18 protein-coding genes, 1 pseudogene and 1 riboswitch are annotated in these 25595 nt (G+C 74.1%); of the genes and pseudogenes, 7 read left to right on the plus strand and 12 right to left on the minus strand.

The features are described from left to right. A pseudogene (locus IF23_RS34690) lies at positions 1 to 242 on the plus strand (2-oxoglutarate dehydrogenase, E2 component, dihydrolipoamide succinyltransferase); the annotation flags it as partial. A 67-nt stretch (positions 243 to 309) separates the two neighbouring features. Here the strand turns inward: IF23_RS34690 and sucD are convergent. Together sucD and sucC are read right to left on the minus strand one after the other, a co-directional pair. After that, the gene (gene sucD / locus IF23_RS0127190; RefSeq protein WP_030288217.1) at positions 310 to 1194 is read right to left on the minus strand and encodes a succinate--CoA ligase subunit alpha; all 885 of its coding nucleotides are present in this window, start codon (positions 1192 to 1194) and stop codon (positions 310 to 312) included. Positions 1195 to 1215: 21 nt separating this feature from the next. After that, on the minus strand, positions 1216 to 2394 hold the full coding sequence (sucC, locus tag IF23_RS0127195) for an ADP-forming succinate--CoA ligase subunit beta (RefSeq protein WP_030288218.1): 1179 nt from the start codon (positions 2392 to 2394) through the stop codon (positions 1216 to 1218). Between the two features lie 579 nt (positions 2395 to 2973). Between sucC and IF23_RS0127200 the strand changes: the two genes are divergently transcribed. Next, on the plus strand, positions 2974 to 3873 hold the full coding sequence (locus IF23_RS0127200) for a peptidoglycan-binding protein (RefSeq protein WP_030288220.1): 900 nt from the start codon (positions 2974 to 2976) through the stop codon (positions 3871 to 3873). Between the two features lie 184 nt (positions 3874 to 4057). Here the strand turns inward: IF23_RS0127200 and IF23_RS35195 are convergent, their stop codons facing one another. The 6 genes from IF23_RS35195 to IF23_RS0127230 all read right to left on the minus strand — a co-directional run bounded on the left by IF23_RS35195 (position 4058) and on the right by IF23_RS0127230 (position 12462). Beyond that, the gene (locus IF23_RS35195) at positions 4058 to 5239 is read right to left on the minus strand and encodes a hypothetical protein (RefSeq protein ID WP_030288222.1); all 1182 of its coding nucleotides are present in this window, start codon (positions 5237 to 5239) and stop codon (positions 4058 to 4060) included. Between the two features lie 82 nt (positions 5240 to 5321). Next, positions 5322 to 6236 (minus strand): hypothetical protein, encoded by a 915-nt coding sequence (locus IF23_RS0127210; RefSeq protein ID WP_169750034.1) that lies wholly within the window; start codon positions 6234 to 6236, stop codon positions 5322 to 5324. A gap of 483 nt (positions 6237 to 6719) precedes the next feature. Then, a complete protein-coding gene (locus IF23_RS0127215; RefSeq protein WP_030288227.1) occupies positions 6720 to 6986 on the minus strand; it encodes a hypothetical protein in 267 nt (88 codons plus the stop codon). Between the two features lie 354 nt (positions 6987 to 7340). Continuing rightward, on the minus strand, positions 7341 to 8495 hold the full coding sequence (locus tag IF23_RS33775; RefSeq protein ID WP_245655131.1) for a VWA domain-containing protein: 1155 nt from the start codon (positions 8493 to 8495) through the stop codon (positions 7341 to 7343). Between the two features lie 146 nt (positions 8496 to 8641). Further along, positions 8642 to 11263, minus strand: coding sequence for a DUF5682 family protein (locus IF23_RS0127225; RefSeq protein WP_245655127.1), 2622 nt, complete (start codon positions 11261 to 11263; stop codon positions 8642 to 8644). Further along, a complete protein-coding gene (locus IF23_RS0127230; RefSeq protein ID WP_245655128.1) occupies positions 11260 to 12462 on the minus strand; it encodes an ATP-binding protein in 1203 nt (400 codons plus the stop codon). The genes IF23_RS0127225 and IF23_RS0127230 overlap by 4 nt, the downstream gene beginning before the upstream one ends. 166 nt (positions 12463 to 12628) lie before the next feature. On the opposite strand from IF23_RS0127230, the gene IF23_RS0127235 reads away from it, so the two are divergent. Both IF23_RS0127235 and IF23_RS0127240 read left to right on the plus strand, forming a co-directional pair. Next, positions 12629 to 13990 (plus strand): SWIM zinc finger family protein, encoded by a 1362-nt coding sequence (locus tag IF23_RS0127235; protein WP_030288235.1) that lies wholly within the window; start codon positions 12629 to 12631, stop codon positions 13988 to 13990. A gap of 213 nt (positions 13991 to 14203) precedes the next feature. Further along, a complete protein-coding gene (locus tag IF23_RS0127240; protein WP_245655129.1) occupies positions 14204 to 15970 on the plus strand; it encodes a DUF5691 domain-containing protein in 1767 nt (588 codons plus the stop codon). 108 nt (positions 15971 to 16078) lie between these two features. On the opposite strand, the gene IF23_RS0127245 is transcribed toward IF23_RS0127240, so the two are convergent. Next, entirely contained in the window at positions 16079 to 16537 is a 459-nt protein-coding gene (locus tag IF23_RS0127245) for a cobalamin B12-binding domain-containing protein (protein WP_051739923.1), read from the minus strand. A gap of 524 nt (positions 16538 to 17061) precedes the next feature. Here IF23_RS0127245 and IF23_RS0127250 point away from each other — a divergent pair. Beyond that, complete coding sequence (locus IF23_RS0127250; protein ID WP_030288241.1) at positions 17062 to 18786, plus strand: M23 family metallopeptidase; 1725 nt, start codon at positions 17062 to 17064, stop codon at positions 18784 to 18786. Positions 18787 to 18859: 73 nt separating this feature from the next. Here the strand turns inward: IF23_RS0127250 and pcrA are convergent, their stop codons facing one another. Then, the gene (gene pcrA, locus IF23_RS0127255) at positions 18860 to 21361 is read right to left on the minus strand and encodes a DNA helicase PcrA (RefSeq protein WP_030288243.1); all 2502 of its coding nucleotides are present in this window, start codon (positions 21359 to 21361) and stop codon (positions 18860 to 18862) included. A 261-nt stretch (positions 21362 to 21622) separates the two neighbouring features. Further along, a riboswitch (cyclic di-AMP (ydaO/yuaA leader) is annotated at positions 21623 to 21808 on the plus strand. A gap of 8 nt (positions 21809 to 21816) precedes the next feature. Between pcrA and IF23_RS0127260 the strand changes: the two genes are divergently transcribed. After that, positions 21817 to 22977, plus strand: coding sequence for a C40 family peptidase (locus IF23_RS0127260; RefSeq protein WP_030288245.1), 1161 nt, complete (start codon positions 21817 to 21819; stop codon positions 22975 to 22977). A 142-nt stretch (positions 22978 to 23119) separates the two neighbouring features. Here the strand turns inward: IF23_RS0127260 and IF23_RS0127265 are convergent, their stop codons facing one another. Continuing rightward, complete coding sequence (locus tag IF23_RS0127265; RefSeq protein ID WP_030288247.1) at positions 23120 to 23473, minus strand: hypothetical protein; 354 nt, start codon at positions 23471 to 23473, stop codon at positions 23120 to 23122. Positions 23474 to 23586: 113 nt separating this feature from the next. Here IF23_RS0127265 and IF23_RS0127270 point away from each other — a divergent pair, with 113 nt between their 5' ends. Next, positions 23587 to 24309 carry a GNAT family N-acetyltransferase gene (locus tag IF23_RS0127270; protein WP_051739924.1) on the plus strand — a complete coding sequence of 241 codons (723 nt, stop codon included), beginning with the start codon at positions 23587 to 23589 and terminating at the stop codon, positions 24307 to 24309. Positions 24310 to 24367: 58 nt separating this feature from the next. On the opposite strand, the gene IF23_RS0127275 is transcribed toward IF23_RS0127270, so the two are convergent. After that, on the minus strand, positions 24368 to 25492 hold the full coding sequence (locus tag IF23_RS0127275) for an alpha/beta hydrolase (RefSeq protein ID WP_030288253.1): 1125 nt from the start codon (positions 25490 to 25492) through the stop codon (positions 24368 to 24370). Positions 25493 to 25595 lie beyond the last annotated feature (103 nt).

Here is a 25595-nt window from a genome sequence, read left to right on the forward strand (position 1 = left end):
GCCCCCAACCGGCCCCGGGCACCGCCCCGTCCGCCGCACAGAAGGGCGCCGCACAGAAGAACGCCCCGCAGAAGGACGCCACGCCCCGCGCGGCCCCACCACCCGCACCGGCCGCATCCGGGTCGGCGCCGCCGCCCTCGCCCGCCGCGGCCACGCCGAAGGCGGCCGCACCCCCACCGTCCGCCCCCGGATCCGCCGCGCCCCGGGCCGTCCCCCCACCGGCGGCCCCGGCGCCGCACTGACGGGGAAACGACACCGGGCCCGCACCCCCGGAGGGGTACGGGCCCGGTGTCACCGGAAGGACTGCCGTCAGCCGACGAGGATCTCGCGGGCCAGGCGGGCGGTCTCCGACGGGGTCTTGCCGACCTTGACGCCGGCGGCCTCCAGGGCCTCCTTCTTCGCCTGGGCGGTGCCGGAGGAGCCGGAGACGATGGCACCGGCGTGGCCCATGGTCTTGCCCTCGGGCGCGGTGAAGCCCGCGACGTAGCCGACGACCGGCTTGGTGACGTTGGCCTTGATGAAGTCGGCCGCACGCTCCTCGGCGTCGCCGCCGATCTCACCGATCATGACGATCAGCTCGGTCTCCGGGTCGGCCTCGAAGGCCTCCAGAGCATCGATGTGGGTGGTGCCGATGACCGGGTCGCCACCGATGCCGACGGCCGAGGTGAAGCCGATGTCGCGCAGCTCGTACATCATCTGGTAGGTCAGCGTGCCGGACTTGGACACGAGACCGATCTTGCCGGGCTTGGTGATGTCGCCCGGGATGATGCCGGCGTTGGACTGGCCGGGGGTGATCAGACCGGGGCAGTTCGGACCGATGATCCGGGTCTTGTTGCCCTTGGCCTTGGCGTACGCCCAGAAGGCGGCGGAGTCGTGGACCGCGATGCCCTCGGTGATCACGACGGCGAGACCGATCTCGGCGTCGATCGCCTCGACGACGGCGGCCTTCGCGAACTTCGGCGGCACGAAGATGACGGAGACGTCCGCGCCGGTCTTCTCCATCGCCTCGACGACGGAGCCGAAGACGGGCACCTCGGTGCCGTCGAAGTCGACCTTCTCGCCGGCCTTGCGGGGGTTCACGCCGCCGACGATGTTGGTGCCGTCACCGAGCATGAGCTTGGTGTGCTTCATGCCGGTGGCGCCGGTCATCCCCTGGACGATGACCTTGCTGTCCTTGGTGAGGAAGATAGCCATGGTGGTGTCTGACCTCGTCCCTTACTTCGCAGCCGCGAGCTCGGCGGCCTTGTCGGCCGCGCCGTCCATGGTGTCCACGCGCTGCACCAGCGGGTGGTTGGCGTCGCTGAGGATCTTGCGACCCAGCTCCGCGTTGTTGCCGTCGAGGCGGACGACCAGCGGCTTGCTGACGTTCTCCCCCTTGGACTTGAGCAGCTCCAGGGCCTGGACGATGCCGTTGGCGACCTCGTCACAGGCGGTGATGCCACCGAAGACGTTGACGAAGACGGACTTGACGTCCGGGTCGCCGAGAATGATCTCCAGGCCGTTCGCCATGACCTCGGCGGAAGCGCCGCCACCGATGTCGAGGAAGTTGGCGGGCTTGACGCCACCGTGGTTCTCACCGGCGTAGGCGACGACGTCCAGGGTCGACATGACCAGACCGGCACCGTTACCGATGATGCCGACCTCGCCCTCAAGCTTGACGTAGTTCAGGCCCTTGGCCTTGGCGGCGGCCTCCAGCGGGTTCGCCGCGGCCTTGTCCTCCAGGGCCTCGTGCTCCGGCTGGCGGAACTCGGCGTTGGCGTCCAGGGACACCTTGCCGTCGAGGGCGATGACCTCACCGGAGGCGACCTTGGCCAGCGGGTTGACCTCGACGAGGAGCGCGTCCTCGGCGACGAAGGTCTTCCACAGGGTGACCATGACGTCGGCGACCTTGTCGGCGACCTCGGCCGGGAACTGACCCGCGGCGACGATCTCCTGGGCCTTCTCCTTGGTCACACCCTCGTTGGAGTCGACCGGGATCTTGGCGAGCTTCTCGGGCGTGGTCGCCGCGACCTCTTCGATGTCCATGCCACCGGCGACGGAGGCCATGGCCAGGAAGGTGCGGTTGGTCCGGTCGAGGAGGTACGAGACGTAGTACTCCTCGACGATCTCCGGAGCGGTCTCGGCGATCATCACCTTGTGGACCGTGTGGCCCTTGATGTCCATGCCGAGGATGTCGCTCGCGCGAGCGACGGCCTCGTCCGGGGTGGCGGCCAGCTTGACGCCACCGGCCTTGCCGCGGCCGCCGACCTTCACCTGCGCCTTGACGACCGACTTGCCGCCCAGACGCTCGGTCGCCTCGCGGGCTGCCTCAGGCGTGTCGATGACTTCACCGGCCAGCACCGGTACACCGTGCTTGGCGAAGAGGTCCCTCGCCTGGTACTCGAACAGGTCCACGCGCGTCCGTCCCTTGTCTTCTCAGAATCGCCGTAGTGATCGCGGGTCGTTCTCTGCGATGGGCGTGCCGCGAAGGGCAACGTGACGGCGCTGTCACAGGGGAGGCGTACACGGTTGACCGAATACGCGGCATGTCCGTCTCGCAGGTTATCGCCGCAGGCCGTGCGGCCCTAAATCACAGCTCGTGCTGGAGCGGTGATTACGGTCACAGAATCCCAGGCAGCACCCGTACGGAGGCCGTGGACCGGCGGTTTCCCGGCGCCCGGCCACGTCACTGTGGAACGCCTCACGTCACCGCCCGAACGGCCCCCGCCACGAATTCCGCACCCGATTCCGGCCACCCGCGCCCTCCCGAGGGGCGGACCGTAGGGCGCCCGGCGCGCGGGCCGGTGCGGACGGCGCACAACCGTCCGGTGCACTACCCGCCGCCCGCCTGGGTACAAGGGCAGTGCCCGGCCCGGGGCCGGGAGCCCGCGCCGTCCGGCCCTGTCCGTGACCGGCGCGTGGCCGCCGGAACCGGCCGCCGCACCTCGGCGCGGCGGCCCGGCGACGGCCACATCCACGGCATGGGGGAGATCGATGGCGACACCGCTGACCGCGTCCGACCTGCTCAAGGCGTTGCGCGACGAGGGTCTGACCGTCCACGAGGTACGCGACTGGCGCACCCACAACCGCAACGCGAAGGGCGCCTGGGGACCGCTGAACGGCGTGATGATCCACCACACCGCCACCAAGGGCACCGACGACTCCGTAGCCCTCTGCTACGAGGGCCGGTCGGATCTGCCCGGTCCGCTCTGCCACGGGGTGATCGACAAGAAGGGGGAGGTCCACCTCGTCGGCAACGGCCGCGCCAACCACGCCGGGCTCGGCGACGGCGATGTGCTGCGCGCCGTCGTCCGCGAGACCAGGCCGCCCCGGGACAACGCGTCCGACACCGACGGCAACCCGCACTTCTACGGTTTCGAGTGCATCAACCTCGGCGACGGCGACGACCCGTGGCCCGAGGAGCAGATCCGGGCGATCGTCCGGGCGTCGGCGGCGCTCTGCCGCGCCCACGGCTGGGGCGAGCGCTCCGTCATCGGCCATCTGGAGTGGCAGCCGGGGAAGGTCGACCCGCGCGGCTTCGCCATGGACACCCTGCGCGCCCGTATCCGCGCCCGGCTCGCCCTGCCCGCCCACGCCGACGACACGGAGGCGGGCGGGGAGACCGAGGGCGGCGGGCACCCCGCGTCCTACGAGCCGTTCCCCGGGGCGGACTTCTTCCGGTCCGGCACCCGTAGCCCGGTCGTCACGGCGATGGGCGAACGCCTGGTGGCGGAGGGCTGCGGCCACTACCGGCAGGGCCCGGGCCCGGAGTGGACCGACGCCGACCGCGACTCGTACGCGGCCTGGCAGCGGAAGCTCGGCTTCAGCGGTGACGACGCGGACGGCGTCCCGGGCCGGGTGAGCTGGGACCGGCTACAGGTTCCCGCCTCGTAACACCGGTGGCGGGACCGGCCGCGGGCCCGGTCCCGCACCGGGCGCGACGCCGGGGCCGGGCCGAACGTGTCGGCCCGGCCCCGGACATGACGATGCCGGGTGGCCCTCCCCCACAGAGGGCCACCCGGCTGTTCATGGTGCGATGTCACCCGCGCAGGGGCGGCATCGCGGTGTCACCGTGCCGTCAGACACCCTGGGCCGGGAGCGACGGCACGCCCGCCGGGACACCCGGGACGGAGGGCACGGCCGGGACGCCCGGCAGCGCCGGGATGGATGCCGGGTCGGTCAGGTCGGCGGGCACGGTACCGGCGGGCAGCAGCGTCACGACGACGTTCCGCACGGCGGCCGGGTCCACCCCGTCGACGGTCCGCTCGGCGGCCGGGAGGGCGAGGGTCAGCACACGGTCGAGGACGGAGCCGGAGGCACCGGGCAGCGCGGGCTTGCCGGGCAGCGCGGGCGTACCCGGCAGCGCCGGGACGGACGGCACGGTCGAGGTGGCCGGGACGGCCGGGATCGAGGGAACGGCCGGGACCTCGGGCAGGCCCGGAACCTTGGGCAGGCCCTGCTTCGCGGGCAGCGCCGGGACGGACGGCACCTGACCGGGCAGGTCGGTGAGGTCGGCGGCGTCGGCCACCTTGGCGAGCTTCGTGAGCTTGGTGAGCTTGGTGAGGTCGGCGGACTTGGTCAGCTCGGTGAGGTCGGCCGCGTCGGTCACCTGGGTGGCCTGCGCCGGGTCGGCCAGGTTGGTGAGCCGTGCCGGGTCGGCGGCGCGGGTCAGGTCCTCCTGGAGACGCCCGTACTGGTCACCCTTGGCGATCGTGGTGTGGATACCGCCCAGGGCGTTGAGCACCGGGCCCAGGCCGTCGGTGGCGGGCAGCGCCGGAACCTCGGGAACGTCCGGGGTGGCGGGCAGCGCCGGGACGCCCGGAACGGCGGGCAGGTCGGCGGCGGCCGGAACGCCGGGGGTCGCGGGGAGCGAACCCGTGGTCTTCTTCGCCGCCTTCGAGAGGTCGGCCGGGGCCTTCTTCGCCGCCTTCGACAGGTCGGTCGGGACACCGGGCAGCGCCGGGACGGAGCGCGGCGCCTTCTGCGCGGCGTCCGACAGCTCGGCCGGCACGCCGGGCTGCGCGGTCAGGGTGTCCTGGGCCTTCTTCGCCGCCTTCGACAGACCGGCGGGGAGGTCCTTCCCGGCGGGGACGGCCGGAACGGCGTCCGACACCTTCTTCACCGCGCCGGTCGGCGAACCGACGGCGGGCAGGTCCGAAGTGCCGGGCAGTTCGGCGGCGTTGGCGGAGACGGCGCCGAGAGCCAGCAGCCCGGTGGCGGTGGCGGCGACGGCGATGGAACGACGGATGGCGATACGCATGGAGGGTCCTTCGAATTCAGGGGTGTACGGGCAGACCTGTGCCGCCCCCGCGCGGCAGGTCAAAGACGCGGAACGGTCTGCCCTAGCCCGGGAATTCGAGAATGTCGTGGGGACGGTGACGCGTCGGCGCGCCCTCGGCCCGGTGCGCACCGCCGGGCATCCGCCCGGTGTACGCGGTCTCCGCCACGCAAGCGGCGTGCTGATCGCCACGGGGCCCATGACCGTCGCCGATGCTCGACGAGGCGGGGGCGAACGCCCCTCTGGGCAGCGGCGCCGAGGCACCGTCCGGGCTCGGCGCACCCGGCGCACGAGCGGCGCTGCGCGCCCCCTCGGCATCCTTCGCCCGCACCTCGCCGACGCCCGAAGCGTCCGCCTTCTTCGCAGGTCCGACGCGGTGCGCCGAGCCCTGCGGGGTGCCGTGCGGCGCCCCGCCGTGCTGCGGTCGGCCGCCGTCCCCGGGGTGCCCCGGGTGCGTCCCGGACGGCTGCGGCAGCACGGCACCCGCCGCACCACCCACCTGCCGTACGAGGCCGGTCACCGGGTCGGTGATCTGCCCGGCGCGCTCGGCGGCGGGCCGTACGGCGTCGGCGAGTTCACCGGCCGCGGCCCGTGCCTCACGTCCGGTCGCCGCACCCACCTGGGCCCCCTGCCGCGCGACGGCGGCTTCGGAGGGCGCCAGCCGGTCCGGCGACGCGGTCCGGGTGGCGGCCCGGACCGGTGCCCCCGCCTCGGCCGTGGCCTTGGCGGGCGAGGCCGTCGCGCGATCCACGGGCACGGCCCGGACCTGCGACGACGGCTGGTCGACGGTCGATGTGGCGGTTGCCGGGGAGAGCGTCCCCGGCAACCCCGCCGTGCGGTCGTCCGCGTGGGCGCCGGGGCCGAGGGCGAAGCCGAGGGCCACGAAGCCCACCAGGAAGAGCCCCGCCAGCAGCGCACGCCGCACGGCCACGGTGCGCGGCAGGCGCACGGCGGCAGGCGGAACGAACGCAGCAGACAACGGAGGAGACCTTCCCAGGGGGACGGGGACACCGGGCAGGGGCCACGGCGTCGCTCACGTCACGGGTGATCAAGCGATGAACTGATCCTTGCACGAGGGGCCAGGGCCCCCGCAAGTCCCCTCGGCGCTCCTGTCACGTTCCTCCGCCATGTCCGGTATGACGTGCGAACAGCTTTCGATTTACCGGTGAATGGGCGTCGAGCGCGGGGAAGCGGACGAGGCATGACGCGCGCTCAACATGACGCATGCTCACCTGTGGGTCGGAGCGCGGACCGGCGCCGCGGAGCGCCGGATGTCCGGGACCGGGCACACCGGCCCCGAGAAACGCCGGAGCCGGGTGATCCTCCCCCACAGAGGACCACCCGGCGGTTCGGGGCACCGGTACGCCCAGGCGTACCGGCGGCAGGGCGGCACGGTGTCACGGCCGTACCGCGGGTGGTGCCGCTACCGGCACCGTCGGCGGCGGAGCGCCTTCGCGGGAAGTCAGCCGAGCGGCTGGAGGTGGGAGGCGACGGCGGGGATCGGGTCGACGCGGTCCGTCCAGCAGCCGTCCGCGTCACAGCACGTGCCGTCGGGGTTGCAGACGACCCGGCCGGTGTCACCGGCGGCGGGGGCCGACTGGAAGACCACCGGGTTGCCCTTCTCGGTGGGGTACCAGTCGCTGTCGGCGTGGGCGGCGGTCGCGCCGAAGGCGACCAGGCCGAAAGCGGCGGCGGCGAGGCCCAGGGAACGGCGGACGGGATGACGCATGGTGACGGTCCTTCGCTTCTGAAGCTGACGGGGTGCCCTGCCCGTCCCGTGCACCGGATCGTCGGCGAGCGGGTGGTGCAGGTGCGCAACCGGCCTTCCTCAGCAGCCCGTTGGCGACGGCCACCGACGAAGTCGGATGTGCGTGGTGCGGGTGCGCCGCATCCGTTCGCGCGCCGCTCGCCCCGGCACCGTGCGGACACGGGCAGGGGTGACGGAGGGGACGGAGACGGGGAGTGCTTCCCAGGAGGACGGGGGCGGTCACGGCCCGGAACCGTGGTGCCGCTCACGTCGTGGGCGATACGGCGACCTTGCCCGCCCCGGCAGCCGGGCCGCAAGGACCCCCGGGGCGACCCGTCACCGTTGCTCCGGCATGTCCGGTATGAATAGGGGGCGCTTTTCGATTGCGGCGGCCATGACATCCGGGAAGCGATCAGGTGTGCAGGCGAAGGCCGGTGCGCCCAGGGCCGCCAACGCCGCCGCGTGCTCCCGGTCGTAGGCGGGCGCGCCCTCGTCGGAGAGTGCCAGCAGAGAGATGAACTGCACCCCCGACGCCTGCATCGCGGCCACCCGCCTGAGCATCCCGTCGCGGATCCCGCCCTCGTGGAGGTCGCTGATGAGGACGACGACGGTGTCGGCGGGGCGGGTGATGCGGGACTGGCAGTAGGCGAGCGCGCGGTTGATGTCCGTACCGCCGCCGAGTTGGGTGCCGAAGAGGACGTCGACCGGGTCGTCGAGTTGGTCGGTGAGGTCGACGACGGAGGTGTCGAAGACGACCAGCCGGGTGTCGAGGGACCGCATCGAGGCGAGCACCGCGCCGAAGACGGCGGCGTGGACGACGGACGCGGCCATGGAGCCGGACTGGTCGATGCAGAGCACCACTTCCTTCCGTACGGACCGCGCGGCCCGCCCGTAACCGATCAGCCGCTCGGGGACGACCGTGCGGTGCTCGGGCAGATAGTGCTTGAGGTTGGCGCGGAGGGTGCGGTTCCAGTCGATGTCGTGGTGGCGGGGGCGGGCGGTCCGGGCCGAGCGGTCGAGTGCGCCGGTGAGGGTGGCGCGGGTCCGCGTCGCGAGCCGCCGCTCCAGCTGTGCGACGGCCTTGCGGACGACGGTCCGTGCGGTCTCCCGGGTCGTCTCGGGCATGGCCTTGTGGAGCGTGAGCAGGGTGCCGACCAGGTGGACATCGGCCTCGACCGCCTCCAGCATCTCCGGCTCCAGCAGCAGCGCGGCCAGTCCGAGGCGGTCGATGGCGTCGCGCTGCATGATCTGGACGACCGGGGAGGGGAAGTACGTCCGGATGTCGCCGAGCCAGCGCGCCACCCCGGGCGCGGACGCACCGAGCCCGGCGGCGCGGCGGCCCCCGGCGGCCCGGCCCGCGCCGTCCCGCGCGGCGCCGTCCCGCGCGGCGCCGTCCCGCCCGTAGAGCGCGCCGAGCGCCTCGTCCATCGCCCGGTCCCGGCCCCGCAGTTCGCGCCCGGTGCCGTCCGCCGCTCCCCCGCCGAGCACCATCCGCCACCGCCGCAACCGCTCGTCGGCGGGGAGCCCGGAGGTGGAGGCGGTGTCGTCGGGTGCGGAGATCTCGGGTGCGGCGTCGGTGGGCGGCGGTGCGGTCGCGGGGGCCGGGGTGGTGGGCGGGGCCGTGCGGTCGGTGGCGTTCAACATGCCTTCCCCAAGGGGTCGTCGGCGGGTGGGGCGGGGTCGAGCAGCAGGTGGAGGGTGGGCAGGACGGCGGCGGCGCGGTCCCGGTCGAGGCCGGAGCCGAAGCCCGGCACCGGCACGGCGTCGTCCGGGTCCGCGCCCCGGCCGGGCCCCGCCTGCGGGGCGAGCGCGGCGGGGCCCCGGCGTATCTGCGCGCCGAGGGCGCGGCGCACCCCGGTCCCGTAGGCGGCGAACGTCCGGCGCAGCAACGGGAGTACGTCCGTGAACGCCTCGGGCGACACCCGTGTCAGCCAGCCGTCGACGAGCGCCAGCAGCCGCTCGTCGTGGACCAGCACCATGCCGTCGCCGTCCCCGCCCCCGGCGAACCCCTCGATCCACCCGGCCGCGTCCGCGGGCGGGGCGGCGGGCGACAGGGCGCGCCCCATCAGCCGCTCCGCGCCGTCGTCCCCGAGCCGCCCGTCGTCGCGCAGCAGCCGCACGGCCCGGCCCCGGAGCAGCCCGGGCACACGCTCCCGTTCGGCGACACCGCGCAAGGTCTGCGCCCAGCGATCCGCGGGAGTGGAAGCCGTGGTGCTCTGCCCGGTCCCGGCCCCCTCGGCGGTCTCCGGGCTGCCCTGCCCGGCCCCCGTCTGCTCGGTGATCTCCGGGTCGTCCTGCCCGGCCCCGGGCTCCTCAGCTGTTTCCGGGCTGCCTTTCCCGATCCCGGTCTCCGGGCCGCCCTTCTCAGTTCCGGGCTCCTCGGTGGTCTCCGGGCGGCTCAGCAGGGTGACCGCCCGGTGGGTGGCGTCGAGGTGGGCGCGCATCTCGGTGGCGGCGTCCGCGGCGAGACCGACGCAGGCGGGCGGCAGGCCGACGAAGATCCGCTCGGCCAGGCCCCCGGCCACCTCGCGCAGCGCCGCGGCGTCCGTGCCGCGGACGTCGCCGTAGCGGACGGCGCGGACGAGGGCGGGGAGCGCCCGGGCGAGGCGGCCGACGTCCGTGTCCAGTGCGGCGCGATCCGCCAGGACCCGCATGACCTGCGGCAACGCCTCCGGGAGCGCGGCGAGCAGACAGCTTTCCGCGACGGCGGTGACCTCGGCGAGCGCGGTGGCCGCCGCCGCGTCCGCCGCGGCCTTGGCGGTGGCCGCCGCCTCCACGGTCGTGCCCCAGATCCCGGCCTCGGCGACCTTCACCGACAGCTCGGGCTCCCAGCGCAGCCGCCAGGTCTCCCGGAACGTCCCGGTGGTCGTGCGCGACCGGACCGGCTCGCCCCAGGGGATGCCGAGGAGCCGCAGCCGGTGCAGCAGACGGCTGCGCCCGGCGTCGGTCTCCTTACGCAGATCCAGCTCCACCTCGCGCTCCGCCGCCTCCGGCTTGAGGCGCAGGCCGCGGGCGGTGCGGGTCAGGTCGCGGTGCAGGGGGACGGCCGGTGCGCCGTCGGGCACCTCGCCCAGGACGTCCCCGACCACGAGCCGGTCGTGGATCAGCGCGGCGGGGACGTCGGAGCCGTCGCCCAGTACGGCGCGGATCGCGTCCATGGTCTCGGCGAGCCCGGGAAGCGGACGGCCACGGACCGCGGCGAGCCCTTCGGCGAGGCGTACGGCCTCGATGACATGGGCCGGGGAGACCGCGTGATCCTCCTCCCGGAGCAGCCCGGCGGCCCGGGTCAGCCAGCGTTCGACCGGCCGGTCGGGCGCCCGGAAGAGGTGGCCGTACCAGCCGGGCGAGGCGATTCCGGCGCCGTACCCGCTGTGCCGGGAGAGGCGGCGGTGGGTCCAGGGCACCCAGGTCAGCTCGGTCTTGACCTTGGGCAGGCCGGACAGGAGCCGACGGTCGGCGGTGACCGTCGTCCGGCGGGTCAGCGCCGGGACGTGCCAGGCGCCGCAGACGACGGCGACGCGGTCCCCGAACTCCCGCCGGGCGGCCCGCAGCCGCAGCCGCATATGGGCCTCGCGGACCGGGTCGTGGGGGTGCCCGCCGTCGCCGTACGTCTCGCGGAGGGCGGCCATCGCCTCGGCGACCGCCGCGAACGGCGCCAGGGCGTCCGCCGCCCCGGGGCCGCCCGCCGTACGGTGCTCGACGACGTCCTCCCACCACGCCTCGGCGTCGTCGTACCCGGCCGCCCGGGCGAGCGCCCCCAGCGGATCGGTCCGCAGCGCGGCGCCCGGCGCACCCGGGGCGGGCCCGTCACCGGGTGCGCCCTCGGCGCCGGATTCCGGCTGTCGGCCCGGCTCCGGGCCGGGCTCCGGCTCCGGCATCGCCAGGGAGTGGGCGGCCGGGAGGTCGATGAAGCGGACCGGGAGCTCCCGCTCCAGGGCCCAGCGCAGCGCCACCCACTCCGGGGAGAACTCCGCCAGCGGCCAGAACGCCGACCGCCCCGGGGCGTCCCGGACATGGGCGAGCAGGGCGACCGGCGGACGCATCCCGGGATCCCCGGCGAGCGGCACCAGGGCGTCCGCCTCCGGTGGCCCCTCGATGAGCACCGCGCACGGGTCGGTCCGCTCCAGCGCGGCGCGCACCGCCCGCGCCGAGCCGGGGCCGTGGTGCCGCACCCCGAGCAGCACCGGCCCGGCGTCCCCGTGCGCGGCGCCGGACCCGCCCGCACCGCCGGGCCCGTTCCTTCCGCCGGTCCCGCTCATGCCGTCACCTCCCGGCAGGCGCGGTAGAAGTCCTTCCAGCCGTCCCGCTCACGGACGACCGTCTCCAGGTACTCCTGCCAGACGACGCGGTCCGCGGCCGGGTCGCGGACGACGGCGCCCAGCAGACCGGCGGCCACATCGCCCGGGCGCAGCACGCCGTCCCCGAAGTGGGCCGCCAGCGCCAGGCCGTTGGTCACCACGGAGATCGCCTCGGCCGTGGACAGCGTCCCGGACGGCGATTTGACCTTGGTGCGCCCGTCCTCCGTCACCCCGTCGCGCAGCTCGCGGAAGACGGTGACGACCCGCCGTATCTCGTCCAACCCCTCGGGCACGGGCGGGAGATCCAGTGAACGGCCCAGCTGCCCGACCCGGCGGGAGACGATCTCCACCTCGGCCTCGGGCGTCCCGGGCAGCGGCAGGACGACGGTGTTGAAGCGGCGGCGGAGTGCGCTGGAGAGGTCGTTGACGCCGCGGTCGCGGTCGTTGGCCGTGGCGATGAGGTTGAAGCCGCGGACCGCCTGCACCTCCTCGCCCAACTCCGGGATGGGCAGGGTCTTCTCGGACAGGATCGTGATGAGGGTGTCCTGGACGTCCGCCGGGATACGGGTCAGCTCCTCGATACGGGCGGTCGCCCCGTCCGCCATCGCCCGCATCACCGGGCTGGGCACCAGCGCCTCCCGGCCGGGTCCGTCGGCGAGGAGGCGGGCGTAGTTCCAGCCGTAGCGGATCGCCTCCTCGGGCGTACCGGCGGTGCCCTGGACGAGCAGTGTGGAATCGCCGCTGACCGCGGCGGCCAGATGCTCCGACACCCAGGTCTTCGCGGTCCCCGGCACCCCCAGCAGGAGCAGCGCGCGGTCGGTGGCCAGCGTCGTCACCGCCACCTCGACGATGCGGCGCGGCCCGACGTACTTCGGTGTGACGACCGTGCCGTCGGGGAGCGTGCCACCGAGGAGGTACATCGCCACCGCCCACGGCGACAGGCGCCAGCGCTCCGGCCGCGGCCGGTCGTCGGCGGCGGCCAGCGCGGCGAGTTCGTCCGCGAAGGTCTCCTCCGCGTGCGGTCGCAGCACCGCTCCCCCGGCGCCGCCGTCCGTCCCCTTCGACGCCTGCGCGCGCGGCTCCCGACGCGCTCCGCCCGGCGTCTGCGCCGCCGTCTCTTCCGCCGCTTCTTCCGTCGTCTTCCACCCGTCCGCGGACATGGCTCCCCCTCATCGAACGAACTGCCACCGACGCCCGGCAGGCGGTCGGCCGCTTGCGGATTCCACTCTGCACCCGACCACTGACAACGCCCCTCAAACCGCCTCTGACCTGCGCCTTCACTCCGCTCCCGGTCGATTGTCAGTGGCGGGTCGTAGCGTCGGTGACATGAATTCGCAGGGGGAACGCTGGACGACGGATCAGGTGCTCGCGCTCGCGCCTGACGAGGCATCACGCAGGGCGGGCGGCAGACTCGCCGGGCCCGGGCCGTGGTCGGGGGCGGGCGCGGACGGCGACGGCGTGTGGGGGCTGTGCGAGGGCAGCGGCCGAACGCCGTACCGCGCCGTCGTCGACCTCACCGGGCCCGCGTACCGGTGCAGTTGCCCGAGCCGGAAGTTTCCGTGCAAGCACGCGCTGGGGCTGCTGCTGCTCTGGTCCGGCGGCGGCGACGCGGTCCCGTCCGGCGCGCCGCCGCCCTGGGCGGACGAATGGCTGACGGGCCGCCGGGAGCGGGCCGGTCGCGAGGCGACCGCACCACCGGAGGGCGGGCCGCCCGCGCGCGCCACCGCCGATGCGGAGCCCACGGCCCGGCGGGCGGCGCGGCGGGCGGCCCGGATCGGCGCGGGCGCGACGGAGCTGGAACAGCGGCTGGAGGACCTGCTCCGCACGGGACTCGCCGCCGCGGACGGCGCCGGTCACCCCTCCTGGGACGAAACCGCCGCCCGGATGGTGGACGCCCAGGCACCCGGACTCGCCTCCCGGGTGCGCGAGTTGGGCGCCCTCCCCACTGCGGGCGACGACTGGCCCTCCCGTCTGCTGGCGGAGTGCTCCCTGCTCCACCTCCTCGACCAGGGCTTTCTCGCCGTAGAACGGCTGCCGCCGCCGCTCGCCGCGACGGTCCGCACCCGGGTGGGCCTGACGACGGACACCGCCGAGCTGCTGACCGGCCCCGAGGCGTCACCGGTACGCGACCGCTGGCTGGTGCTGTCCCAACATGACACCGACGAGGGCAGGTTGACCGCCCGCCGCATCCACCTGCGGGGCGAGCGGACCGGCCGGATGGCGCTCCACCTCTCCCACTCCGGAGGCGGCCGCCCCCTGGAGCCGACGCTGCCGCCCGGCCTCCTGCTCGACGCCGACCTCGCCTTCCACCCGGGGGCCCGTCCGCTGCGGGCCGTCCTGGGTGAGCAGCACGCACCGCCGGTCCAGGGCCCGATGCCGTCCGGATGCGGCATCGACGCGGCGCTGCGCGCCTACGGCGAGGCGCTCTGCGACGACCCCTGGCTGGACTCCTGGCCGGTGGTGCTCGCGGACGTCACCCCGATACCGGCGGACGGGGAGTCCGGCTGGCAACTGGCCGACGCGGACGGCGAGTCCGCGCTGCCGCTCGACCCGCGCGCCCTGCCCCGACCGGGCCTGTGGCGGCTGGCCGCGATATCGGGCGGCCACCCCGTCACGGTCTTCGGCACCTGCGGCCACCGCGGCTTCCTCCCCTTGACCACCTGGGACCCGGAGCCGGTCCCCCTGTGAGGCGGAGCCCCGGAGCCGCCCCGCCGTGAGCCGAGGCTCTCGGCCGGTCCCCGTCACGAGCCGGGAGCCCGGAGCCCGTACGGCTCAGGACGGGACGGCCCCGCGCCCGTACGGCGCATGCCCCGAGCACCCCGGACGGCCACCGCCCCGCTCCCCTCTCTCACCACCCGACGGCTCCGGCCCCACGCCACCCGACGACTCCTGGAGTACGGCATGACCTCCGTAAATCCCGCTCCTCCGGCCGCGCCGGTCGCCGCCACCGCCACCGCCACCGCCACCGAGGAGGCGGCCACCCCGCCGAGCGCCACCGCTCCCCCCGCCGCGCCCTGGTCCGCCCTGGTGAGCGCGGCGTTGTTGGGGACGGAGCGGCGGACGCCGCCCGTGGTGGTGCGGCCCGGGCGGAGCGCCGCCGCCGCGCTGCTGGATGCGGCGGCCGTCAGTACGGTGCGCCGCCGCGCCGGGCTGCGGCCCGCGCTCGCCGCCGACCGCCCCGCCCCCGCCCCGGACGACCCGCGGCCGGTGATACCTCCGGCCGCCCGCCGCCGTCTGGCGCTGCTGCTCGCGGACCGCGGCGGGACGGGCGGGAGCAGCCGCCGCGGCGCCGCGCCCGACCTCACCGAGCTGCTGCCCCAGTGGCTGACCGCCGCCCAGGCGCACGGCTACCGCGCCCCCGAGGCGCTGCTGCCCGCACTGCTCGACGCCGCCCGCGCCCGGACCGATCTGCGTCCGGCGGCGCTGGCGCTGGCCGGTCCGCGGGCCCTCTGGCTGGCGCGGTTCCACGCCGACTGGAAGTTCGCCCTGCGCGCCACCGACGCCAGGGCGGCGCCGGGCGCCGAGGACCCCGGGGCGGTGCGGCGCCTGTGGGACGAGGGACTGTTCGCCGAGCGGGTGGCCCTGCTGACCGCGGTACGCCGGAGCGCACCGGACGCCGGGCGGGAGCTGCTGGCCGACACCTGGCCGACGGAGCACGCCGAGGACCGACTGCTCTTCCTCGACGCGCTGCGCGAGGGCCTCTCTCCCTCCGACGAGGCTTTTCTGGAAGGGGCGTTGGCCGACCGCAGCCGCACCGTCCGGGCCACCGCCGCCGAACTCCTCTCCATGCTCCCGGAGTCCGCCTTCGCCGCACGGATGGCGGACCGCGCCCACGGCTGCGTCACCCTCGTCCCCGGGACGGCCGGCCCGTCCGGCCCGCGTATCGGCGTGGCGCCGCCGCGCACCTGCGACGAGGGGATGCGGCGCGACGGCGTGACCGCGAAGGCCCCCGCGGGGCGGGGCGAACACGCCTGGTGGCTCGGGCAGTTGGTGGAGGCCGCGCCGCTCCGCCGCTGGTCCGAGCGGTTCGGCGGACGTGCGCCGGAGGACATCGTGGCCCTCCCGGTGGCGGACGGCTGGCGCACCGAGCTGCACGACGCCTGGTGCCGCGCGGCGGTCCGGCAGCGCGACCCCGCCTGGGCGCGGGCCCTGCTGGGCGCTCCCGGGGCGGCGCCCGAGGACACCGGCGGCGCCTCGGGCGGCTCGTCCCGCGACCCGGCGAAGCTGCTGACCGTCCTGCCGTCCGGGGAACGCGCCGCCTGGGTGGCGGGGTTCATCGCGGCGCACGGTCTGGCCGACGCGTTCCGGATGCTGGGGGTCTGCGCGGTGCCGTGGGCCGAGCCGCTGGGCCGGTCGGTGGTCGACGCGCTGGACATCGCACGGGACGCGGGCAGCTATCCGTGGAGCTTCAGCGGTGTGATGGGCCTGGCCGAACGCTGTCTGGATCCGGCCGCGGCGGACCGGCTGGACATGCTGACGGCGGTCACCGACGAGCCGGAGGGCGCCTCACCGGGGGCCGGGGGTTACTGGGCCGAGGCGTTCCAACGCCTTGTCGGCACCCTCCGGCTACGCGCCACCATGCTCGCCGAACTCGCCGACCCCCCTGATCCCGGGAGCCCCGCCGAAGCCTCGGCCCCCGGTGTCCCGCCCGTCTCCGGAACGGGGTGAGCACCCGTGACGGACGCCCCGCGACGCCCCGCCCGGCGGCGGGCACACCACCCACCACCGCCGGGGCACGCCGTCCTACCTGTCGACGGGCCGGACCCGCGCGCCGTCTCAGGCCGAGAGGGACCGCACGTTCGCGGTCACCCACGCCACGATCTCGGTGGTGGTGGCGCCGGGGGTGAAGATCTCCGCGACGCCCTGTTCCTTCAGCGGGGCGATGTCCGCCTCCGGGATGATGCCGCCGCCGAAGACCTTGATGTCGTCCGCGTCGCGCTCCTTGAGCAGCGCGATCACCTTGGCGAAGAGGGTGTTGTGGGCGCCGGAGAGGATCGACAGACCGATGGCGTCGGCGTCCTCCTGGATGGCGGTGTCGACGATCTGCTCCGGGGTCTGGTGCAGCCCGGTGTAGATGACCTCCATACCGGCGTCGCGCAGCGCCCGCGCGATGACCTTGGCGCCACGGTCGTGTCCGTCCAGCCCCGGCTTGGCCACCACGACGCGGATCGGCCCCGACGTACCGGCCGTGCCGCGGGCGTCCGCCTGCGCCTCGTCATGCCGTGCCACACCCATAACCGCCTCCAAGTCATGCACGGCACGCCGTGTGTGCCGCCGAGCCGACAACCGATCGCGCGGCCGTCCGGTCCGGAGGCCGCAAGTGAACGAACGTTATCGCCAGCATCGCGCACCCGGCGGTCCCGGGACATCCGGGGAGGGGGAAATCACACGCGAACACCCCTTCCGCACCCCGGCATCCGCCCCCTGCCCCCATGCGGAACGGGCACACCACACGGCCCCGCGGCCCGCCCGCCCGCGCGCGATATCCGCATTCGATATCGCCACGAACGGCACGCCCGGTACGCGCCGGATACGGCAAGGGAATTCCGGCCCCGCGGGCCCGGTCACCGCGCGTGCGCCGGGTTCCGCTTCCGTGCGCTCTCGAACGGCATGCCAAGAGAAGGCATGGATGCCCCCGAAAGGCGACCAAATGCCCGCCCCGGTCCCGCCCGAAACCTGGGGAAGATTGTCGGCGTCGCGTACCGCCGGGTACAGTCGCCGCTAATTCTCCTGCTGCCGAGGCGAAAGAGAAGCTGGTGGTGAACGACCGTCACCCGTCGGAGGGTCCACTCCCGACAGGCCCCGCTCCCGACGCCTCGTACGGGCACTCCGCCACGTACGGCCCCTACGGGCAGCAGCACCCCGCGGCCGGATACACCGGTTACGACGGCGGTGATCCGCTCTTCGGTTCGCTGCCCGCCGATTACGGCACCGGGCAGTACCCGACGGCCGGTTACGGCGGCGACCCGTACGGCCCCGGCGCCTACGACACCGGCTCCTACGCCGCGTCCGCATACGGCGCGACCCCGCACGACACGGGTTCCTACGCCACCGGCGGGTACGGCACGACCGGCTACGACACCGGCGCGCACCACACCGCGGCCTACGGGACCGGCTACGGCACGGGCACCCAGGGCGGCGGTTACGACCCCTACGCCCACACCGGCCACGAAGCACCCGTCACCGGCACCCACGGATACGGCTACGACGACGGGTACGGCACCCACACCGGCGCCTACCCGACCGGCACCCACCACGCCGCCTACGGCACCGGCTCCTACGACACGCTCGCCCCCGCCGCGGACGCCCCCGGCGCTTACGACTACGCCGGTGACCCGCTCGGCAGCGGCGGCTTCTCCATCGGCACCGGGCACTACGACACCACCGGGTACGACGACCGGACCGCGTACGGCACCGGCGGCTACGAGGCGACCGCCACGGTCGTGCAGCCCGCCGTCACCGAGGACGCCGGGCACGACGCGTCCGGGCACGACGCCACCGCCGTGTGGCCGACGATCGACCAGGCGGCCACCGCGATCATCCCGGCGCAGAGCGGCCCCCCGGCCGTCGACTCGCTGCCGCACGGGCCCGCCGAACCGCCGCGGCCCGACGCCGGATCCCCGGGGTCCGGTTCGGGGGCCCGCGCCGCCGCGGTCGCCGACGCGATGACCCAGGCGGTCCCGGTCGTCCCGTCCGGCCCCGCCGACGACGCCCCCGACCACGGCCGGGCCGCCGCCCCCGCGGGGCGCGGTCGCAGCCGCCGCCGGACGGCGAAGCGGTCGGCGCTGCTGACCATCGCGGTGCCCTCCGTCGCCGCCCTCGGCGTCTGCGCCGCCGCGGCGGCCACCGTCGGCAGCTTCGGCGGGGACGAGAAGGACGAGGCGGCGCAGGCCGCACCGGAGGCCGGGGGCGTCAAGCCGTCGACGGCCAACAGCAAGCTCGACACCCAGCTCGCCGGACTCAGCGCCGGGGCCGACGACTTCGCCGACCGGGCGAGCCGCACCCAGGAGCGCATCGACCTCAAGGCCCGGCAGGTCGCCGAGAAGAAGCGCAAGGAGGACGAGGCGCGGCGCAAGGAGGCCCTGCGCCCGAAGTTCCTGCTGCCGGTCACCCAGCACGGGCTGAGCGCGCTCTTCGGTCAGGCGGGCGTCAACTGGATGTCCGTCCACACCGGCATCGACTTCCCCGTCCAGTACGGCACCCCCGTGATGGCCGCGACCGACGGCACCGTCCGCACCCAGTGGAACTCCGCCTACGGCAACATGGCGATCGTGACGTCCCCCGACGGTACGGAGACGTGGTACTGCCACCTCAGCAGCACCAAGATCCGCTCCGGTTCGGTCAAGGCCGGGGACCAGATCGCGTACTCGGGCAGCTCCGGCAACTCCACCGGCCCGCATCTCCACTTCGAGGTGCGGCCGGGCGGCGGCTCGCCGATCAACCCGCTGCCGTGGCTGCAGAGCCACGGGCTCAACCCCAACTGACGCCCGGCGCCCGCCGGTCGCTCCGGCAGGCGCCCCACGTGGTGGCCCGGCCCCTTCGAGGGCCGGGCCTTTTTCACAGCTTCTCGACCGGGGCGTACCGCAGCAGCAGCCGCTTGGGCTTCTCGCCGCCGAAGTCGATCGTCGCCTCGGCGTTGTCCCCGCTGCCCTTGACGCCGGTGACCGTGCCGAGGCCGAAGCTGTCGTGGGTGACGCGGTCGCCGACGGCGAGCGCCACCACCGGGCGGTCGTTGCCCCGCCGGGTGGCGAACCCGCTCGGGCCACTCTTGGCGCGCGGCGTACCGAAACCGGAGCTGAGCCCGCCGCCCCCGCCGCCGCCGGAGCGCATCCCGCCCATCGTCGCGGACGGGGTCGCCGGGCCGGTGCGCCGCCAGTCGACGAACGAGGCGGGGATCTCCTCCAGGAACCGCGACGGCGGGTTGTACGACGGCTGGCCCCAGGCGCTGCGCATCGTGGAGCGGGTGAGGTAGAGACGCTCGCGAGCGCGGGTGATGCCGACGTAGGCGAGGCGGCGCTCCTCCTCCAGCTCCTTGGTCTGGCCGAGGGCGCGCATGTGCGGGAAGACGCCGTCCTCCATGCCGGTGAGGAAGACGACCGGGAACTCCAGGCCCTTGGCGGTGTGCAGGGTCATGAGCGTGACGACGCCGCTGCCGTCCTCGTCCTCGTCGGGGATCTGGTCGGAGTCGGCGACCAGCGCGACCTGCTCCAGGAAGTCGGCGAGCGTACCGCCGGAGACGGGCTCCTCCGCCTCGGTGTCCGTGCCCTCCGCGGCGGGACCGGCCACCCGGTCCTGCTCGAACTCCAGGGCCACGGCGGCGAGTTCCTGGAGGTTCTCGATCCGGGTCTCGTCCTGCGGGTCGGTGGAGGACTGCAGCTCGGCGAGGTAGCCGGTGCGCTCCAGGACCGCTTCGAGGACGGTGGCCGGTCCGGCGCCGGACTCGACGACGGTGCGCAGCTCTTCCATCAGGGTGTTGAAGCGGCGGACGGCGTTGGCGGAGCGGGCGGCCATGCCGTACGCCTCGTCGACGCGGCGCAGCGCCTGCGGGAAGCTGATCTTCTCGCGGAGCGCCAGGGCGTCGATCATCGCCTCGGCGCGGTCGCCGATGCCGCGCTTGGGGACGTTGAGGATCCGGCGGAGCGGGACGGTGTCCTCCGGATTGGCGAGCACCCGCAGGTACGCGAGGATGTCGCGGACCTCCTTGCGCTCGTAGAAGCGGACGCCGCCGACGACCTTGTAGGGCAGTCCGACGCGGATGAGGATTTCCTCGAAGACGCGGGACTGGGCGTTGGTGCGGTAGAAGATCGCGACGTCTCCGGCGCGGGCGTCCTTCGCGTCGGTGAGGCGGTCGATCTCCTCGGCGACGAACTGGGCCTCGTCGTGCTCGGTGTCGGCGACGTACCCGGTGATACGGGGGCCCTCGCCGGCTTCGGTCCAGAGATTCTTGGGGCGGCGGTTCTCGTTGCGCTCGATGACGGCGTTGGCGGCGGAGAGGATCGTCTGCGTGGAGCGGTAGTTCTGCTCCAGCAGGATCGTCGTGGCGTCCGGGTAGTCCTCCTCGAACTGGAGGATGTTGCGGATCGTGGCGCCGCGGAAGGCGTAGATCGACTGGTCGGCGTCGCCGACGACGCACAGCTCGGCGGCGGATTCGGCCGGGCCGACCAGCTCGCGTACGAGGGTGTACTGCGCGTGGTTGGTGTCCTGGTACTCGTCGACCATGACGTGGCGGAAGCGGCGGCGGTAGTGGGCCGCGACGTCCGGGAACGCCTGGAGGAGGTTGACGGTCGTCATGATGATGTCGTCGAAGTCCAGGGCGTTGGCCTCGCGCAGCCGTGCCTGGTAGAGCGCGTACGCCTGGGCCAGGGTCTTCTCGAAGCCGTCGGCCGCCTGTCCGGCGAAGGTCTCCTCGTCGATGAGCTCGTTCTTGAGGTTGGAGACCTTGGCGCTGAAGGACTTGGGCGGGAACCGCTTGGGGTCGAGATCGAGATCGCGGCAGACCAGGGCCATCAGGCGCTTGGAGTCGGCGGCGTCGTAGATCGAGAACGACGAGGTGAAGCCGAGGTGCTTGGACTCGCGGCGCAGGATGCGGACGCAGGCGCTGTGGAAGGTGGAGACCCACATGGCGTTGGCCCGCGGGCCGACCAGCTCCTCGACGCGCTCCTTCATCTCACCGGCGGCCTTGTTGGTGAAGGTGATCGCGAGGATCTGGCCGGGGTGCACACCGCGGGCGGCGAGCAGATGGGCGATGCGGTGGGTGAGCACACGGGTCTTGCCGGAACCGGCTCCGGCGACGATCAGCAGCGGGCCGCCGGAGTGCACCACGGCGGCCTTCTGGGCGTCGTTGAGCCCGTCCAGGAGTACGGCCGGGTCGACGGCGGGGCGGGCGGCGCCGTCGCGGTAGTGCGCGTCCCGGGGTACGGGGGCGTCGTACTTCCCGCTGAAGAGGTCGTGCGGGACCTCCTCCGGGGCCGGGCCGTGCTCGTCCTCGGGGGGCGGCGGGGGCTCCTCGTCCTTGGGGGCGAGGTCCGCCAGGAAGCTGTCGTCAAAGAGGCTGCTCATCGCCCACCGAGTCTAGGCCGCCCCACTGACAGTCGGGCCCGGAGCCGGGGAAAGGCCGGAAGTCGGGGCGTTCCGGCCCCGCAGCCCCACGAAACCGGCATTCCGTGCAGATACCCCGCCTTGCCCACACGAACGTCACCTCATGCACACAGGTCACGAAAAGGTTTCGGGCAAATCGAACATCTGCCTTCACAGGAGCCACACGAGTTGGCTAGGTTCACGCTCGGGCTGCCTGCATCCCGTGGACGACAGCGTCCGCACGGGCCGCCTCCGCCGAGTCCGGCCCTGCCCCCCACGGCACCCGGAGCCGGGGACCCACCAGCACCACCGGGGTGAATCGGTCGGTACCGCCGCCGCGCGCGAACGTACGGACCGTAGGGCAAGCCTTCCGTCTGCGACACCGCCCGAACCCGACAGCTAACCCGGTAGGCGGTCCACGGAAGGAGTCGTCGGCCTTGCCGTCGCACCGCAAGCCGCGTACCCGCGTCCTCACCTCGCCCGGCAGCCGCCGGACGGCCGCCGGTCTGACGACCGCGGCGCTCGCCACGGTCACCCTGCTCTCGCAGTCGGCCGAGGCGTCCCCCCGCTCCCCGAAGCCGACCGTCGAAGAGGTCAAGAAGAAGGTCGACACCCTCTACCGGCAGGCCGAGGTCGCGACCCAGAAGTACAACGCCGTCAAGGAGCACGTCGACGCGCGCCGGTCCGAGGTCAGCGACCTCCAGGACGCCGCGGCGCGCCGCACCGGCAAGCTCAACGAGGCCCGCCGCGAGCTGGGCACCTTCGCCGCCGCGCAGTACCGCGGCGGCGGGCTGAACCCGACCGCGCAGCTGATGTTCTCCAAGGACCCGCAGCAGTTCGCCGACCGCAGCCACCTGATGGAACGGCTGACCGGGCGGCAGCAGCAGGCCGTCGACGCCTACCAGGAGCAGCAGGCCGCCGCCGCCCACCAGCGGGCCGAGGCGACCCGCAGCCTGGAGCGCCTCCAGGAGTCGCAGTCCGAGCTGGCCGACTCCAAGCGGACGGTCCAGGGCAAGCTGTCCGAGGCCCGCCAACTGCTCTCCGACCTGACCGCCCAGGAGAAGGCGCGCCTGGCGGAGCTGGAGCGCAAGAAGGAGGAGGCGGCCCGGCGCAAGGCCGAGGAGGAGCAGCGCAAGCAGCGCGAGCAGCCCGGCGGCGGGTCGGACACCGGCTCTCCCGGTACGGGCACCGGCGACTCCGGTACGCCCGACCCGGGTCAGGGCGGCGGACCGGCCGACGGCTCGTACCGCACCAAGGCCGAGAAGGCGCTCGCGTTCGCCCGCGCCCAGATGGGCAAGCCGTACGTCTGGGGCGCCACCGGCCCCAATTCGTACGACTGCTCCGGGCTGACGCAGGCCGCGTGGAAGGCGGCGGGGGTGAGCCTGCCGCGTACGACGTGGGACCAGGTGAAGGTCGGCCAGCGCGTCGCCACCAAGGATCTCGCCCCCGGTGACCTGGTGTTCTTCTACAACGACATCAGCCACGTCGGGATGTACATCGGCGACGGCAAGATGATCCACGCCCCGAAGCCGGGCGCCAGCGTGCGCATCGAGTCGATCTACTACATGCCGATCTACGGCAGCGTCCGCCCCGCGTGACGCCCCTCCGGGCGGCCGCCCGCACCGCGCGGCCGCCCGGAGGGAACGGCTCCGGCCCGGTCCCTCGGTGAGGGGCCGGGCCGGAGGCGTACGCGGGGTGTGCCGGGGGCGCGGGGGACAGGGCCGCGCGCCCCGGTCGGGCTCAGGTCCAGAGCACCGCGATGAAGATGTTGACCATGGTGAGCAGGCCGACCGTGCCGAACAGCGGCTTGGCGATGCTCTCCTCGTCCCGCTTGACGTAGACCAGCCCCAGGATGACGACCAGGACGGCCAGCTTCACGCCGATCTTGATGTTGTCGACGGAGCTGCCCTGGGCCTGGTTCAGGCCGACCAGCGCGATGCCGGTGACCAGCATCGTCAGCGCACCGTGCAGCATCGCCGGCACGAACCGGGCGGTGCCCGCGCTCATCGCCTTCATCTGCGTGAGAAAGCCTCCCAGCAGGGAGGCGATACCGATGATGTGCAGACCGACGAAGATATTGATTACTACGTCCATAGTGCGGATCGTAACGGTCTCCCCCATACCTCCTTCGGGGGGCCTCGTCGCGACTGTTCCTGGCCTGTTCGTGGCCTGTCCGCGCCGTGGGGGCCGGTTCTAGGCTGCGGCGCATGGAACTGGGGAACGGCGGGGACGCCGGTTCAGGGGGCTCGGTGGCCGTCGCCGACCGGGCCGGTCTCGTACGGATCGTCGAGGTCTGGGCGCACGGGTGGGCGCGGGCCCGCACCCACCCGGTGCCGCGGGTGGTCCCGGGCGGCCTCCGCATCGAGCTCGGCCGTCCACGCGACGCCGTGCGGTACATCCTCCCGGACCCCGACCCCGTGGCGCTACGCGATCTGGACCGTACGGCGGCGGCGCCGCACACCTGGATCAAGGTCTTCGCGCCCCACGCCGAGGTCGCGCCGCTGCTCTCCCCCGCCTGGCACCACGCCGGACCGCAGTACCTCATGACGGCCCCGATGCCGCCGTCCTCCCAGGTCACACCGGCACCACCCGGCTACCGCCTGGACACCGAGGAGTGCGACGGGATCCTGGACGTACGGGTGTGGGCCACGGGCGAGGCGGCCGACCGGCCCGCCGCGAGCGGCCGGGCGGCGCTCATCGGCGGCACCGGCGGCGCCCCGCTCTCCGCCGTCTTCGACATGATCACCACCGAGCCGGAACACCGCCGCCGGGGTCTGGGCCGCCTGGTCATGACGGTGCTCGGCATCCACGCCGCCCGGCGGGGCGCCTCCGAGGGCCTGCTCGTCGCCACGCCCTCCGGCCGGGAGCTGTACGCGTCCCTGGGCTGGTGCCTGCGCTCCCCGGCGACGGAGATGGTGTGCAAGGGGTGAGCGGGCGTGCGGCCCCGGGTGGGCCGTGGGGCGCGGGGCGCTCCGTGGGTCCGGTGGGTCAGCTCCGGACCTGGTGGCTCAGCCAGCGGAAGATCTCGGGGACCTGTTCGCGCCACACCGCGCTGGTGTGGCCACCGGCGTTCTTGCTGATGTGCTGCACGGTCACCGTGGTGGGCCGCCGGGCCTCCCGCTGCAGTCCGAGACCGGCCTCGTAGCCGTCGCCGGAGGCGCCGGAGAGGAAGAGCGCGGTACGCGGCGGACGTCCGGCCAGGTTGGCCTCGCGCAGTTCGTGCAGCGGGTTGCTCTCGATCCGCAGCTTCGGGTCCTTGCCCGCGAGCGAGGTGGCCTCGCCCGCCGGGTCGTTGTAGCCGGACATGCCGACCGCCGCGTGGTAGCGGTCCGGGTGGGCCAGCGCGAGCCGGGTCGCGCAGTGCGCCCCGGCGGAGTAACCGGCCAGCGCCCAGGAGTCGGCGTGGTCCTCGGCGCGGAAGGTGTTGATGACCATCTGGCGTACGTCGACGGTCAGCCAGCTGTCGGCGTTGACCTTCCCGGGGATGTTGACGCAGCCCGTGTCGGCGCCCTGGTAGATGTTGGTGCGCGGCGCGACCAGGATGAACGGCTTGATCTCCCCGCGCTCCATCAGCGGCTGCAGCTGCCGACCGGCCGCCAGCGTGCCCAGCCAGGACTTGGCCGAGCCGGGGTAGCCGGGCAGCAACTCGACCACCGGGAACTTCTTGGTGCGGTACGCCGGGTCGTGGTACTGCGGCGGCAGCCAGACGTACACCTCACCGCTGACGCCGGAGATCCGGCCCTGGAGCTCCGTCATCTGCACCCCGGGCCCGACGACCGGATCGTCCGCGGGGTGGAACGCCTGGGCCCGGCGCGGCTCGGCGGAGATCTGGCGGCCGCCCAGCCCGTCGGGCCCGAGGTCCTGGGCCGCCTCGATGTGGCTGCCGGTGCCGAGCAGGTCGTCCCAGGTGTCGTAGAGGTTGTTGGCGTTGTTGACCAGCACGAAGACCAGGGTGATGGCGGTGGCCTGCGCGAACAGCAGCATCAGCAGACGGACGGTGCCGCGCACCAGGCGCGGCCCGGCTATCCGGCTCCACAGCGCCAGCGGCAGGACGATCGCGACGACCAGCAGCAGAAGCGAGGTGAGGAAGAAGGGCGTGCCCGTCAGGCTCATCGGGATCTCGCTTCCAGGACATGTACGGCGTGTACGCGGTCGACGGGGTGGTGGTCGCGCCGACGGCGGCGAGCCTTTCCGCGCCGTTAGACGGCGTTCCACG

Origin of the sequence: Streptomyces catenulae, from assembly GCF_000718015.1 — a bacterium.
Classification (GTDB): domain Bacteria; phylum Actinomycetota; class Actinomycetes; order Streptomycetales; family Streptomycetaceae; genus Streptomyces; species Streptomyces catenulae.